The sequence below is a fragment of the Sutcliffiella sp. NC1 genome (assembly GCF_027594365.1).
GTDB lineage: Bacteria > Bacillota > Bacilli > Bacillales > Bacillaceae_I > Sutcliffiella > Sutcliffiella cohnii.
This window is the reverse complement of record NZ_CP115153.1, coordinates 3508082-3523565: the sequence shown is the minus strand read 5'-3', so window position 1 is coordinate 3523565 and position 15484 is coordinate 3508082. Positions and strand designations below refer to the sequence as shown.

Below are 15484 nucleotides of genomic sequence, written 5' to 3'. Positions count from 1 at the left end.
TTTCATGAAGGGCTACCGCTCCTCAAGCTTCGTCGTAACAATAAATGGGACAAGCATTAAAAAAACAATCGTAGCAATCATCGCAGGCTTTATGTTAATTTTCGCGGTATCCGGATTATTAACCTCCTTAAAACCAGAGTACCGAGTAACGTTCTCGGCTATAAATGAGTTTTCAAAACGATTTTCTGGAGAGTCACTATTATTTATTTTTGGATACGAAAATGCTTATTTTACTCAAGGAATCTCCGAAGGTGTGAAAAAGCCTAATTATGTATCAGCGCTTTTTCAATTAACGACAAGTTTAAATTTAGACGATCCGCGTAGTTTAATTCGAGGGGAAATTCCTGGTTTTAGGCAATATGATGGAGAAATACTAATTGCAGGTCAAGGGACAAATTATACAAACTTACCATTTGAGTCACCTCCTCCTCGTGATGTAATGATGGCTGAACGAGAGGCTGCTATTATAAATCTTGAAGAAGAAGATTCGACAGGTGAGGGGAACACTACTCCTCCAGCTAATAATACTGGTGATCGTAAGGTTGTTTATATTTATAACACACATAATACAGAATCATTTTTACCATATTTAGAAGGTGTTACAGAAGCTGATCGTGCCTATCATTCACAAGTAAATGTAACAAGGTTAGGTGAAAGATTAAAAACCGAGCTCGAAACACGTGGTGTCGGAGCACAATTTGAAACGAAAGATATTATGGAAGACTTAAATAAACGAGGCTGGGTCTTTGGACAAGCTTATAATGCGTCTAGGCCAGTAGTAAAAGAAGCAATGGCATCTAATCGTGATTTACAATATTTCATTGATATTCATAGAGATTCTCAAGGAAAAGATATTACAACTATTGATCTAAATGGTGAAAAATATGCAAGAGTTATGTTTGTAATTGGGAAGAACAACCCCAACTATGAAAAGAATGAAAGATTAGTTGCTGAATTGCACGAGTTATTCGAGGAAAAATATCCAGGAGTTAGTAGAGGATCTTTTGTTCCTAAAGGTAGCGTAAATGGTGTCTACAACCAAGACTTATCTGAAAATTCCATTCTTATTGAAATCGGCGGAGTAGAAAATACATTTGAAGAAATGTATCGGACAGTAGAAGCATTTGCGGATGTGTTCAGCGAGTTCTACTGGCAGGCTGAAAAAGTAGATGGAACACCACAAGGAGAAGGACAATAAAATGATCTCTCCTACATTCTAATTTGTGAGGTGCGAACAAGTATGATGAAAAGATTTATGCTAAAGTGTACATTTATCGCGCTTGTGTTATTTCTTGGAGTGCTTTTAGGAATAGGTCAAGCGAATGAAGGAATGAAAAAAATGCAAGGTGTTGAAGGCGATACTTCGGGTGGACAACCTTTTCACATTTTTGAAAAAGAAGATGGTGAAAAGCGAACGTTGTTAGGTGCAGAAGGAACGAAACAAGATATAGAGGCAAAGCAACAAAAGTTAGAGCAAATTAAATCACATAACTTTTATTCCTCGATGGGGAAAAAACTTGCTGACGGAGTTACGAATGCAGTAGGGAAAGTGATTCAAGATTCGGTTGAAAAAGTAAAAGAGCTATAATTGTAAAAAAGTTCCACGCTTTGCGTAGGAACTTTTTTGTTATCGCAAATAAAACGTAGTTATCGCAAATAAAACGTAGTTATCGCAAATAAAACGTAGTTATCGCAAATAAAACGTAGTTATCGCAAATAAAACGTAGTTATCGCAAATAAAACGTAGTTATCGCAAATAAAACGTAGTTATCGCAAATAAAACGTAGTTATCGCAAATAAAACGAAAGCGGAGCGCGCCAGCACCTTCAAACGAAATAGGTAAATGTATCCAGTTGACGGGAGCCTATAAATTTCATTGATTCTAAAAATTAATATTGATATAATCAATTGTACTGTATGTTGCCGATTATGTAGGAGTGAACGTGATGAATAGAGAAGAAAGATTAGAACGTCAGTCGAAAATAAGAAATTTTTCCATTATTGCTCATATTGACCATGGAAAATCTACCTTAGCTGACCGAATACTAGAAAAAACATCTGCCTTAACGCAGCGTGAAATGAAAGCCCAATTACTTGATTCTATGGACTTAGAGCGTGAGCGAGGCATTACGATTAAGTTAAATGCTGTTCAGCTTAGATATAAAGCAAAGGATGGAGAAACATATATTTTCCACCTTATTGATACACCGGGACACGTCGATTTTACTTATGAAGTATCGCGAAGCTTAGCTGCTTGTGAAGGGGCTATATTAGTAGTTGATGCAGCACAAGGTATCGAAGCCCAAACGTTAGCGAATGTATATTTAGCACTAGATAACAATCTTGAAATTATGCCGGTTATTAACAAAATAGACCTTCCGAGCGCAGAGCCTGAGCGTGTTCGTCAAGAAATTGAAGATGTTATCGGTTTAGATGCATCTGAAGCTGTTTTAGCAAGTGCGAAAGCTGGTATCGGGATTGAAGACATTTTAGAACAAGCTGTTCAAAAAATACCAGCTCCAGAAGGTGACCCAGAAGCACCTTTAAAAGCTTTGATTTTTGACTCGTTATTTGACCCTTACCGAGGTGTAGTTGCCTATATTCGTGTTGTCGAAGGTACTGTTAAAGTAGGAGACAAAATAAAAATGATGGCAACAGGAAAAGAGTTTGAAGTTAATGAAGTCGGTGTATTTACCCCAAAACCGTTACAACTCGATGAGCTAACAGTTGGAGATGTAGGTTTTTTAACAGCGTCTATTAAAAATGTTGGAGACACTCGTGTTGGGGATACGATAACGAGTGCGAAAAACGGTGCAACAGAACCGTTACCAGGTTATCGTAAATTAAATCCAATGGTATTCTGTGGACTATATCCAATTGACTCTGCTAAGTTTAACGATCTACGTGATGCTTTAGAAAAATTAGAACTAAATGACTCTGCGTTACAATATGAGCCAGAAACTTCTCAAGCATTAGGATTTGGATTCCGTTGTGGGTTTTTAGGTTTATTACACATGGAAATTATTCAGGAAAGAATTGAACGTGAATTTAATATTGATCTTATTACGACAGCACCATCTGTTATTTACAACGTTTTCTTAACAGATGGTGAAGAATTAAGAGTCGATAACCCATCTAACATGCCAGATCCACAATCTATTGACCGTGTAGAAGAACCTTACGTAAAAGCTACTATTATGGTTCCGAATGATTATGTAGGAGCGGTTATGGAACTATGCCAAGATAAACGCGGAAACTTTATTGATATGCAATATTTAGATGAAAAACGTGTAAGCATTATATACGAAATTCCGTTAGCAGAAATCGTATATGACTTCTTCGATCAATTAAAATCTAATACAAAAGGGTATGCATCTTTTGATTACGAATTAATTGGTTACAAACCGTCTAAGCTTGTGAAGATGGATATTTTATTAAACGCTGAATATGTAGATGCACTTTCCTTTATCGTTCACCGCGATGCCGCTTACGAACGTGGAAAAGTAATTGTTGAAAAACTAAAAGATCTTATTCCAAGACAGCAATTCGAAGTGCCGATACAGGCGGCCATCGGACAAAAAATTGTTGCTCGTTCTACTATTAAAGCAATGCGTAAAAACGTATTAGCGAAATGTTACGGTGGAGATATCTCTCGTAAACGTAAATTATTAGAGAAACAAAAAGAAGGTAAAAAACGAATGAAATCTGTTGGTTCCGTAGAAGTGCCACAAGAAGCATTTATGGCAGTACTTAAAATGGACGATAGCAACAGCAAAAAGTAAAACGGAAAAACACCGCAGAATTCAACTGCGGTTTTTTCTATATATAATCTAAACAAGAAAGTGTGAGATAAGTGATAAAAGCTGCCTATTTGCATATACCCTTTTGTGAGCATATTTGTCACTATTGTGACTTTAATAAAGTGTTTTTAAAAAACCAGCCGGTGGACGAATACTTGCAACAAATGGATGTAGAAATGAAAAAAACGGTGGAAAGATTCCCTACAGAAAACCTCGATACTATTTTTGTAGGGGGAGGAACGCCAACTTCCTTATCTGCTAGTCAGCTCGAAGTATTTTTAACATCCATTCATGAGCATCTACCATTTCAAAAAGATACGGTGGAATTTACATTTGAAGCTAACCCTGGAGACTTAACTAACGATAAACTAAAGGTGTTAAAAGATTTCCACGTTAATCGCCTAAGCTTCGGAGTACAAAGTTTTAACGATGAGTTGTTAAAAAGAATTGGACGTTCTCATCGAGCAAAAGATGTTTTTCAATCGATCACAAATGCAAGGGAAGTAGGGTTTGAAAATATTAGTATTGACCTTATTTATAGCTTACCAGATCAAACAGTAGAAGATTTTGAAGAAACGCTAAAAACCGCTCTTGCGCTAGAAATGGAGCATTATTCTGCATACTCATTAATTATTGAGCCAAAAACAGTCTTTTATAATTTAATGAATAAAGGTAAACTTCCGCTACCATCACAAGAAGAGGAAGCACGTATGTATGAAGTATTATTGGAAGAAATGGCCAAGCATAACTATCATCAATATGAAATAAGTAATTTTGCTAAAGTAGGACTGGAGAGCAGGCACAATATCACCTATTGGGCGAACGAACAATATTACGGCATTGGTGCCGGTGCGCATAGCTATGTTCAAGGAGTCCGAAGAGCTAATGTTGGTCCGCTAACACATTACATGAAATCAATTGATGAAACAGGTTTTCCTTATAAAGAAGAACATAATGTAACAGTTCAAGAACAAATGGAAGAAGAAATGTTCCTCGGCTTAAGAAAAACAGAAGGGGTATCCAAAGGTCATTTTAAGGAAAAATTCGGTAAGGCACTCGATGATGTTTTTTCAAAAGAAATTCAAGAGCATATAGAAAAAGGCTTATTGCAGTGGAACGGCGACCAACTTTCTCTTACGAAAAAGGGTAAATTTCTCGGAAACGAAGTGTTCCAATCATTTATTGGGGTAAATTAAGGGAAGACCTCCGCGATAGTAAAGCTTGCACCATGTAATATGAAATTAGAGTGAAGACTCTTACAGTTTAGAACCGTGAGTGACTCGGAGCGTAGGGAACTTGACTCCCTCCCCGCGGAAAGCAAGTTCTCGTAGCGAAGAGGAACGGATTAAATCATAACTCCAACCTATTTTCAGGGCAGAACCATTCAAATTTAACAATAAATCATATTGCATATCCATTGACAGAGTAATGGCATTTTGGTAATTTAATTATAGAATTAGCACTCGATGTTTAGGAGTGCTAACAGAGGTGATGAAACGTGTTAACGGAACGCCAGTTGTTAGTATTACAAGTAATTATTGACGACTTTATCCGTTCTGCACAACCGGTTGGCTCCAGAACGTTGTCGAAAAAAGAAGAAATAACGTTTAGTTCTGCAACGATCCGAAATGAGATGGCAGACTTAGAAGAATTAGGCTTTATTGAGAAACCTCACACTTCTTCAGGTCGTGTTCCTTCTGAAAGAGGATATCGTTACTATGTCGATCATTTGTTATCTCCAGACCGACTATCGGTACGCGAAGTATCAGAAGTAAAATCATTATTTCGAGAACAAATTTATGAGTTAGAAAAAGTTATCCAAAAATCAGCGCAAATTTTGTCTGATTTAACCCAATACACATCCATTGTATTAGGTCCGGCTGTTCATGAAAATAAGCTAAAGAGACTTCAAATCGTTCCTATCAGCAATGATAAAGCTGTAGCAATTTTCGTAACAGATACAGGTCATGTCGAAAATAGAACGATAACGTTTCCGACGAATGTTTCACCATCAGATATTGAAAAAATGGTAAACATATTAAACGATCGTCTAGTAGGGGCTCCGCTAGTAGAATTAACGAACAAACTGTATAAAGAAGTAGCAACTATACTACGCTCACATATAAGTAACTATGAGCTAGTAATGGAATCGTTAAATTCTACATTGCAAATTAATGATACACAAAACATCTTTACTAGTGGTAAAACAAATATGCTTTCATTACCTGAATTTAATGATATTAATAAAGTCAAATCACTAATGCTGTTAATTGAGCAAGGGAAAGACTTATATCAACTCATCCGTGCGAAAGAAGCTGGCCTTAATATAAAAATCGGAAGTGAAACTAACATGGAAGGGCTAGAAAATTGTAGTCTCATTACTGCTACATACTCAATTGGTCCGGAACAATTAGGAACGATTGCAATACTCGGACCAACTAGAATGGAGTATGCACGAGTAGTTAGTCTATTGAAACTAGTAAGTTCCGATTTGACGAATGCAGTCTCTTCCTTGTATCAAAAAGGTTAGCGTTGGAAATATTGAATAGGGGTAGGTAAGGGAAACACCCTTACTTATCCACGTCTGTTTTATTCAATTATTTTACAAAATATAGAGAAGAATGGTAAAATTATTATTTCTTTTAAGGGAGGTGAAACCATTGACAATAGAAAAAGATAATACAGTAGAAATTGTTGAAGAAACAAATGAGCTTACGGAAGAGCAAGAGCAAGTTGTAAGCGAAGAAGAAGCTCTAAACTCTAATGAAGATGCTGAACTAGCAAGTGCAAAGGAACGTATTGCTGAGCTGGAAAATAAATTAGAAGATAGTGAGAATCGTATTCTCCGACTTCAAGCAGACTTTGATAACTTTAGAAGAAGAGTAAGACTTGACCAAGAAGCTGCTCAAAAATATCGTGCGCAAAATTTAGTAACTGACATATTACCTGCGCTAGATAATTTTGAAAGAGCATTACAAGTCAACACTGATGATGAAAAAGTTAAATCAATCCTTCAAGGGGTAGAAATGGTTCATCGCCAACTAGTAGAAGCATTGAAAACAGAAGGTGTGGAAGCTATTGAGGCGGTAGGAAAGCAATTTGATCCGAACGTTCATCAAGCAGTAATGACTGTAGAAGATGAAGAGCATGAGTCAAATACGGTTGTTGAAGTATTCCAAAAAGGATATATTCTAAAAGATCGTGTTATTCGACCTGCAATGGTTAAAGTTTCTCAATAAACTTCATTTACATAAAGATAAGAGCTATAGGAGGAAATCAAGATGAGCAAAATTATTGGTATAGACTTAGGAACTACAAACTCTTGTGTTGCTGTCCTTGAAGGTGGCGAACCAAAAGTTATTCCTAACCCTGAGGGAAATCGAACAACGCCATCTGTTATCGCATTTAAAAATGGTGAAAGACAAGTTGGGGAAGTTGCAAAACGTCAAGCAATTACAAACCCTAACACAATTATGTCTATTAAACGTCATATGGGTACAGATCATAAAGAAGAGGTTGAAGGTAAACAATTTACACCTCAAGAACTTTCTGCTATTATTCTTCAACATTTAAAAAGCTATGCAGAAGAGTATTTAGGAGAGCCTGTAACGAAAGCGGTAGTTACAGTTCCTGCTTACTTTAATGATGCTGAGCGTCAAGCTACAAAAGATGCTGGTAGAATCGCTGGTTTAGAAGTAGAACGTATTATTAATGAGCCAACTGCTGCTGCGTTAGCATACGGCCTAGACAAAATGGAAGAGGACCAAACAATTCTAGTTTATGACCTTGGTGGAGGAACTTTCGACGTATCCATCCTTGAATTAGGAGACGGAGTATTCGAAGTTCGTTCAACAGCTGGTGATAACCGTCTAGGTGGAGATGATTTTGACCAAGTAGTAATTGACCACTTAGTAGCTGAATTCAAAAAAGAAAATGGTATCGATCTTTCTAAAGATAAAATGGCGTTACAACGTTTAAAAGACGCTGCTGAAAAAGCAAAGAAAGACTTATCTGGTGTATCTAGCACACAAATTTCTTTACCATTCATTACTGCTGGTGAAGCAGGACCATTACATTTAGAATTAACATTAACACGTGCAAAATTTGATGAGTTAACTGCTCATTTAGTAGAACGTACGATGAAGCCAGTTCGCCAGGCATTATCAGATGCTGGAATTAGTGCTTCTGAGCTTGATAAAGTAATTCTTGTTGGTGGATCTACTCGTATCCCAGCTGTACAAGATGCAATTAAAAAGGAAACAGGAAAAGATCCACATAAAGGTGTAAACCCTGACGAAGTGGTTGCACTTGGTGCTGCTGTTCAAGGTGGAGTTTTAACTGGTGATGTGAAAGACGTTGTATTATTAGACGTAACACCACTATCTTTAGGTATTGAAACAATGGGCGGCGTATTTACAAAACTTATTGAAAGAAATACTACGATTCCAACAAGTAAATCTCAAGTGTTCTCAACTGCTGCTGACAGCCAAACAGCTGTAGATATCCATGTTCTTCAAGGGGAGCGTCAAATGGCAGCTGATAATAAAACGTTAGGTCGTTTCCAACTAACGGATATTCCACCAGCTCCACGTGGAGTACCTCAAATCGAAGTTACTTTTGATATTGATAAAAATGGTATCGTAAACGTACGTGCAAAAGATTTAGGTACAAATAAAGAGCAAGCTATTACGATTAAGTCTAGTACAGGACTTTCTGACGAAGAAGTAGAACGTATGGTGAAAGAAGCAGAAGAGAATGCTGAAGCTGACAAACAGCGTAAAGAAGAAGTTGAACTTCGTAACGAAGCGGATCAATTAGTATTCACTACTGAAAAAACGTTAAAAGACCTTGAAGGTAAAGTAGACGAAGCAGAAGTGAAAAAAGCTGAAGATGCTAAAGAAGAATTAAAAGCTGCAATCGAAAAGAACGATTTAGCTGAGATTCGTACAAAGAAAGATGCTCTTCAAGAAATCGTGCAACAACTTTCTATGAAGCTATACGAGCAAGCACAACAAGCTGCACAGCAAGCACAAGGTGCTGATGCAGGTGCTCAAGCAGGTGGAAATGCAGATGACAATGTTGTCGATGCAGAATTTGAAGAAGTGAACGACGACAAGAAGTAAGCTACAACTATATAGAAAGTCAAAGCGGTAGCTTTGACTTTCTTTTTCATGTTGGAGGGAAACCTTAATATAAAGAACATTTAAATAAAAGTCACATTCTCACCCTTATGTCATATCAGTCAACTATTTTTATTGCAAAACATAATACAGGTGAGATACAATAACCTTTATGTGAATAATCGGGAGTGGGTATTAATGAGTAAACGCGATTACTATGAAGTGCTCGGTGTGAGTAAAAGCGCCTCTAAAGAGGAGATAAAAAAGGCATACAGAAAGCTTTCAAAGAAATACCATCCAGATATTAATCCAGATGCAGATGCTGCAGAGAAATTCAAAGAAGTGAAAGAAGCTTATGAAGTGTTAAGTGACGATCAAAGAAAAGCTCATTATGATCAGTTTGGTCATACGGATCCAAATCAAGGGTTCGGAGGCGGCGGAGCTGATTTTGGTGGCTTTGGCTTTGAAGATATTTTTGACACTTTCTTTGGAGGTGGTGGTCGTCGTCGACGTGATCCAAACGCGCCTCGCCAAGGATCTGATTTGCAATATACGATGACTATTTCGTTTGAAGAAGCGGCATTTGGAAAGAATACTGATATTGAAATACCTGTAGAAGAAAGCTGTGATACATGTAATGGTACAGGTGCTAAACCAGGTACGAAGGTTGAGACTTGTTCACACTGTCGTGGAACTGGGCAAGAAAGTGTCGAACAAAATACACCATTTGGTCGCATTGTAAATAGAAGAACATGTTCTAGCTGTCAAGGAACAGGTAAATCGATTCCTAATAAATGTACTTCTTGTGGCGGTAATGGACGCGTGAAGAAGCGCAACAAAATTTCTGTGAAAGTACCAGCTGGTATCGATGATGGACAACAATTACGTGTTGCTGGAAAAGGGGAAGCTGGAATAAACGGTGGACCTGCAGGTGACCTATATATCGTTTTCCAAGTACGTGAACATGAATTTTTTGAAAGAGATGGCGACGATGTATATTGTGAAATGCCTATAACTTATGCACAGGCGGCACTTGGCGACGAAGTGGAAGTTCCAACTCTTCATGGAAAAGTAAAACTAAAAATTCCTGCGGGTACGCAAACAGGTACAAATTTCCGTTTGCGTGGCAAAGGAATTCAAAATGTTAGAGGTTACGGACAAGGAGATCAACATATCCGAATCCGCGTCGTAACACCGACAAAATTAACGGAAAAGCAAAAGCAATTATTACGTGAATTTGCAGAAATTAGTGGTCAAACGCCTGATGAACAAGCAGATAGCTTTTTTGCAAAAATGAAGCGGGCATTTAAAGGAGAATAATGAAGGATTGGAGTTGGTAGTATGAAATGGTCGGAAATTAGTATCCATACAACAAATGAAGCAGTTGAACCGATTTCGAACATTTTGCATGAAGCTGGTGCGAGTGGTGTGGTGATTGAGGATCCATTTGAATTAACGAAAGAACGTGAAGATATGTATGGAGAAATCTATCAACTCAATCCTGATGATTTTCCAACAGAAGGTGTTATTATTAAAGCCTATTTGCCAGTGAATAGTTTCTTAGGTGAAACAGTAGATGCTATTAAAGAGTCTATTAACAATTTACTACTTTTTGATATTGACTTAGGGCTAAACAACATCTCAATTAGTGAGGTCAATGAAGAAGAATGGGCTACTGCATGGAAAAAATATTATAACCCCGTAAAAATTTCAGAAAAATTTACTATTGTTCCTACGTGGGAAACGTACGAACCTGTTAGCACTGATGAAAAAATTATTGAATTAGATCCAGGAATGGCCTTTGGTACAGGTACTCACCCGACAACTGTTCTTTGTATTCAAGCGTTAGAAGATACAATCAAAGGGAATGAAAAGGTAGTCGATGTAGGTACCGGTTCTGGTGTATTGTCTATCGCTGCAGCAATGTTAGACGCAAAAGAAGTGCTCGCATTAGACTTAGATGAAGTGGCTGTAGATGCAGCTAAACTTAATATTAAGTTAAATAAAGCTCAAAATACCGTTACAGTACGTCAAGGTAATTTATTAAATGGTGTAAAAGGACCGGTAGATGTAGTAGTAGCAAACATATTGGCCGAAGTTATTTTACGATTCACAGATGATGTATACAATCTGTTAACACCAGGTGGTACATTTATTTCATCTGGAATTATTCATACAAAAAAGCAAGAAGTAAAGGAAAATTTAGAAAAAGTCGGTTTTACAATACAAGAAACGATGATGATGGAAGACTGGGTTGCTTTTATTGCGAAAAAAAGATAAGTGAGGGAACATGATGCAACGTTATTTTATTAGCAACGACCAAATAAATGATAATAACATTGTAATAGTGGGAGATGACGTTCATCATATTACTCGTGTTTTACGGATGAAAACTGGAGATGAACTTTTATGCTCATGTTCAGAATCCGGGAAAACTGCTCACGCAAAAATAGTCGAAATTACCAGTGATACAGTCCAGGTAGATGTTGTAAAATGGTTGGAGACCACAAGCGAATTACCTGTTCGTGTGGCAATTGCGAACGGGTTGCCTAAAGGGGATAAATTAGAATTGGTTATCCAAAAAGGGACAGAATTAGGTGCTCATCATTTTATCCCTTTTATTGCTGCTCGTTCAATCGTTAAGTGGGATGAAAAAAAAGGTCCAAAAAAAGTAGACCGCTGGAACAAAATATCCAAAGAGGCTGCAGAGCAATCACATCGTTCCTTTATTCCTAAAGTAGAGACTCCTCTCACTTTTCAACAGCTAATGGAGAAAAGTAAAGAATGGGACTATAAAATAGTAGCCTATGAAGAGGATGCGAAGGTTGGAGAAAAATCTGCTTTTGCGACAACTTTACAAAAGATAAAACCGAACGAATCCATTCTTCTTGTTGTTGGGCCAGAAGGTGGCTTAACGGAAAAAGAAGTTGATAAATTAAAAGAGCATGGATTTATAAGCTGTGCGTTAGGTCCACGCATACTACGTACGGAAACAGCACCTCTTTACGGACTTGCTGCTATTTCGTACCAATTTGAATTACTGTGAGGTGAGCGGGAAATGTCGACTGTCGCATTTCATACATTAGGTTGTAAAGTAAACCATTATGAAACAGAAGCAATTTGGCAGCTATTTAAAGCGGAAGGATACGACCGTGTAGAATATGAACAAACTGCAGATGTTTACGTTATTAATACATGTACCGTTACAAATACGGGAGATAAAAAAAGTCGTCAAGTTATTAGACGTGCCATTCGTAAAAATCCGGATGCGGTTATTTGTGTAACAGGCTGTTATGCACAAACATCTCCGGCAGAAATTATGGCAATCCCAGGTGTTGATATTGTTGTTGGAACACAAGACCGTGTGAAAATGTTAGAGTACATTGAACAATACAAACAAGAGCGCCAACCGATTAATGGTGTTGGTAACATTATGAAATCTCGTGTTTATGAGGAGTTAGATGTACCGGCATTTACAGACCGTACACGTGCATCCCTTAAAATTCAAGAAGGATGTAACAATTTCTGTACATTTTGTATTATTCCATGGGCTCGTGGGTTAATGCGTTCTCGTGATCCAAAAGAAGTTGTAAAACAAGCACAACAATTAGTGGATGCAGGTTATAAGGAAATCGTTTTAACTGGTATTCATACTGGAGGATACGGAGAAGACTTAAAAGATTATAACTTAGCCATGCTTCTTCGCGATTTAGAAGAGCAAGTAAAAGGCTTAAAACGAATCCGTATTTCTTCCATTGAAGCAAGCCAAATTACAGATGAAGTAATAGAAGTTTTAAGGAATTCAAAAATGGTCGTTCGTCATCTCCATATTCCGCTTCAATCAGGTTCCGATACTGTATTAAAGCGAATGAGAAGAAAATATTCAATGGAATTTTTTGCGGAAAGATTAACACGTCTAAAAGAAGCACTACCTGGCCTAGCTGTTACATCTGACGTAATTGTTGGATTCCCGGGTGAAACAGAAGAAGAATTTATGGAAACATATAACTTTATTAAAGAACATAAGTTTTCTGAGCTTCACGTTTTCCCATATTCTAAACGTACAGGAACACCAGCGGCTAGAATGGAAGACCAGATTGACGAAGAAGTGAAAAATGAACGAGTTCATCGTTTAATTTCTCTATCTGATCAATTAGCAAAGGAATACGCTTCTATTTTTGAAAATGAAGTATTAGAAGTAATTCCGGAAGAGAAATTTAAAGAAGAGCCGAATAGCAATTTATATGTTGGTTATACAGATAACTATTTAAAGGTTGTCTTTGAGGCAAGTGAAGAAATGGTTGGTAAACTAGTTAGAGTGAAAATCACAAAGGCTGGTTACCCATATAATGAAGGTCAATTTTTACGTGTTTTAGAAGATGACCTTACTTCTATTAATGAAAGAATAGAAGATGTAAAATTAAGCTCCTAAACAATTAGGAGCTTTTTTCATCGTTTAGGAAATTATAAAAGTGGAAAGTTGTGGATAACTACTAACTTTGTGTTGCTACATCCAGCTCCGGCGCTTAGGCCCTATCAAACTTCCCTTATCCGAAGTACGATAAGTCAACATCGGCTCCTCCGTCGCCGTGTTTCCTTTATCACAACCGTAACAGTCCAGTTTGTACGGGCCTGAACGAAGCGCCTGCGCTTTTGTTCTTTCTATTCGTAATAATTCCCGGAGCCAAGACCGTCAATTATGTATCTTTTTACGGCTTTTTCATAAATAGGATCTTTACTGTCATCTATTGAAGCTGTAAAAACTGCAACAATTTTTAGTTCTGGAATGACATATAATCGTTGACCGTAAGCACCGTTTGCTAAGTAATATGAGATGTTGTTATGAGAAGCGGTGTACCATTTGTAACCATAGCCTTCTGAAATTCCAGTTATTAATTCCAATTGAGTTCTAGTACTTTCTTTCACCCAATTACTAGGAACTATTTGCTTCCCTTCCCATACTCCCTCATGTAGCATCAATGTTCCTATCTTTGCTAGATCATAAGGTTGTAAATACATTCCTCTGCCTCCATTTGGATTACCTTCCTTGTCATTCTCCCCCCACCTATATTTCGTAATATTCAATGGTTTAAACAGCTTTTCTTCTGCATAAGTAAGTGCGTCCTTCCCAGTTGATCTACCAATAATGACCGATAAGAGATAAGAAGTACCAGAATTATAACTAAAACGGGTGCCAGGGTCCGTTTCGACAGGTTGATTTAATACGTAGGGGATTCGATCGCTGAATGATCTGTATGTACTTTCATTAATTACTTCCCACTGAAGTCCTGTTCTCATCGTTAGGACATCATGAATCGTTATCTTTTTTAAATGATCTTAGTTTTCGTAATCCCTTATTTCTGGTATATATTCCTCAATACTTTGCTCTACACTTTCAATAAATCCTTCTTCAATGGCGATACCGATTAAAATAGAAACGATACTTTTTGTTATGGAGTTAATTTGATAAAATGAATCATTTGAATGAGGCTCTAAAGGCAAGTTTCTAAAAGCGTGATCTTCAATAATTTCCCCATTTTTAATAATAAGCATCGTTTGTACCCCGTCTTTACTCTCAAGCTCTTTGTACAATAGCTCCTGGTTACTAGGTTGGTTAATAAAATATAAATAAGCACCAGCTACTAAACAAATAAAAAAGAATAAAAATAAAATTGTGTTTTTCATTAAATCCCCCTTTGCGAATAATTCAAAATATTTAGGAAATATTTAGCAATATTGTATTATTTTCGTAACGGATTGTAAATATGTAATATTAAATTAAAATTTTTCATTCTTTCGGGTAATAATAATTGTGTAGTATACAAATATTGATATAAATGATATCATGTTAGAGGTCAGACCTTTTAAATTGGAAGGAGTACATAAAATGAATCAAGAATTAGCAAATATGATCGACCATACATTATTGAAAGCGGATGCAACGAAAGAACAGGTAGAGAAACTATGCCAAGAGGCAAAAGAGTATAATTTTGCTTCCGTTTGCGTAAATCCTACTTGGGTAAAAACTTGTGCGGATTTATTAAAGGATAGTGAAAGCGTAAAAGTTTGTACGGTTATCGGCTTTCCTCTCGGTGCAACTACTCCAGAAGTAAAAGCTTTTGAAACAGCGAATGCAATTGAAAACGGTGCAACGGAAGTAGATATGGTAATTAATATTGGTGCACTAAAAGATGGCGATGACGAATTAGTTGAACGTGATATTCGCGCAGTTGTAGACGCTGCGAAAGGAAAAGCGTTAACGAAAGTAATTATTGAAACCTCCCTTTTAAATGACGAGGAAAAAGAAAGAGCTTGTAAACTAGCTGTTGCAGCTGGAACTGATTATGTAAAAACGTCAACTGGTTTCTCTACTGGTGGTGCAACTATTGAAGATATTGCACTAATGAGAAAGACTGTTGGACCAGAAATTGGTGTTAAGGCTTCCGGTGGTGTTCGTGACACAGAAGGTGCAAGAGCTATGGTAGAAGCAGGAGCTACTCGTATTGGAGCTAGTGCAGGGATTGCGATTGTAAAAGGATTAGAATCTAATAGTGATTATTAGAA

Annotated in this window: 14 protein-coding genes; 12 read left to right on the top strand and 2 right to left on the bottom strand. The window is 37.1% G+C overall.

From position 1 onward, the window contains the following. Positions 1-4 precede the first annotated feature (4 nt). From spoIIP to mtaB, 11 genes are all read left to right on the top strand, one after another. Positions 5-1198 carry a stage II sporulation protein P gene (gene spoIIP, locus O1A01_RS18480; RefSeq protein ID WP_270064706.1) on the top strand — a complete coding sequence of 398 codons (1194 nt, stop codon included), beginning with the start codon at positions 5-7 and terminating at the stop codon, positions 1196-1198. Positions 1199-1240: 42 nt separating this feature from the next. After that, positions 1241-1588 carry a DUF3679 domain-containing protein gene (locus O1A01_RS18475; RefSeq protein WP_235858336.1) on the top strand — a complete coding sequence of 116 codons (348 nt, stop codon included), beginning with the start codon at positions 1241-1243 and terminating at the stop codon, positions 1586-1588. A gap of 358 nt (positions 1589-1946) precedes the next feature. Next, a complete protein-coding gene (gene lepA / locus O1A01_RS18470) occupies positions 1947-3782 on the top strand; it encodes a translation elongation factor 4 (RefSeq protein ID WP_066420957.1) in 1836 nt (611 codons plus the stop codon). A gap of 71 nt (positions 3783-3853) precedes the next feature. Next, entirely contained in the window at positions 3854-4996 is a 1143-nt protein-coding gene (gene hemW, locus O1A01_RS18465) for a radical SAM family heme chaperone HemW (protein ID WP_066420959.1), read from the top strand. Positions 4997-5298: 302 nt separating this feature from the next. Next, the gene (gene hrcA / locus O1A01_RS18460) at positions 5299-6330 is read left to right on the top strand and encodes a heat-inducible transcriptional repressor HrcA (RefSeq protein WP_066420961.1); all 1032 of its coding nucleotides are present in this window, start codon (positions 5299-5301) and stop codon (positions 6328-6330) included. A gap of 91 nt (positions 6331-6421) precedes the next feature. After that, positions 6422-7039 carry a nucleotide exchange factor GrpE gene (grpE, locus tag O1A01_RS18455; RefSeq protein WP_066420962.1) on the top strand — a complete coding sequence of 206 codons (618 nt, stop codon included), beginning with the start codon at positions 6422-6424 and terminating at the stop codon, positions 7037-7039. 42 nt (positions 7040-7081) lie between these two features. Then, complete coding sequence (gene dnaK, locus O1A01_RS18450; RefSeq protein WP_066420964.1) at positions 7082-8923, top strand: molecular chaperone DnaK; 1842 nt, start codon at positions 7082-7084, stop codon at positions 8921-8923. A gap of 195 nt (positions 8924-9118) precedes the next feature. Continuing rightward, positions 9119-10240: a molecular chaperone DnaJ gene (dnaJ, locus tag O1A01_RS18445; RefSeq protein WP_270064705.1), complete on the top strand. Its 1122-nt coding sequence runs from the start codon at positions 9119-9121 to the stop codon at positions 10238-10240. A 21-nt stretch (positions 10241-10261) separates the two neighbouring features. After that, a complete protein-coding gene (prmA, locus tag O1A01_RS18440) occupies positions 10262-11200 on the top strand; it encodes a 50S ribosomal protein L11 methyltransferase (RefSeq protein WP_270064704.1) in 939 nt (312 codons plus the stop codon). A gap of 13 nt (positions 11201-11213) precedes the next feature. After that, positions 11214-11966, top strand: coding sequence for a 16S rRNA (uracil(1498)-N(3))-methyltransferase (locus O1A01_RS18435; protein WP_066420974.1), 753 nt, complete (start codon positions 11214-11216; stop codon positions 11964-11966). A gap of 12 nt (positions 11967-11978) precedes the next feature. Further along, on the top strand, positions 11979-13352 hold the full coding sequence (mtaB, locus tag O1A01_RS18430; RefSeq protein WP_066420975.1) for a tRNA (N(6)-L-threonylcarbamoyladenosine(37)-C(2))-methylthiotransferase MtaB: 1374 nt from the start codon (positions 11979-11981) through the stop codon (positions 13350-13352). Positions 13353-13582: 230 nt separating this feature from the next. Here the strand turns inward: mtaB and O1A01_RS18425 are convergent, their stop codons facing one another. Both O1A01_RS18425 and O1A01_RS18420 read right to left on the bottom strand, forming a co-directional pair. Further along, positions 13583-14218: a serine hydrolase domain-containing protein gene (locus tag O1A01_RS18425; RefSeq protein WP_270064703.1), complete on the bottom strand. Its 636-nt coding sequence runs from the start codon at positions 14216-14218 to the stop codon at positions 13583-13585. 39 nt (positions 14219-14257) lie between these two features. Beyond that, positions 14258-14605 carry a serine hydrolase gene (locus tag O1A01_RS18420; protein WP_270064702.1) on the bottom strand — a complete coding sequence of 116 codons (348 nt, stop codon included), beginning with the start codon at positions 14603-14605 and terminating at the stop codon, positions 14258-14260. Between the two features lie 202 nt (positions 14606-14807). On the opposite strand from O1A01_RS18420, the gene deoC reads away from it, so the two are divergent. After that, positions 14808-15482 carry a deoxyribose-phosphate aldolase gene (deoC, locus tag O1A01_RS18415; protein ID WP_066418642.1) on the top strand — a complete coding sequence of 225 codons (675 nt, stop codon included), beginning with the start codon at positions 14808-14810 and terminating at the stop codon, positions 15480-15482. The last annotated feature ends 2 nt before the right edge of the window (positions 15483-15484 follow it).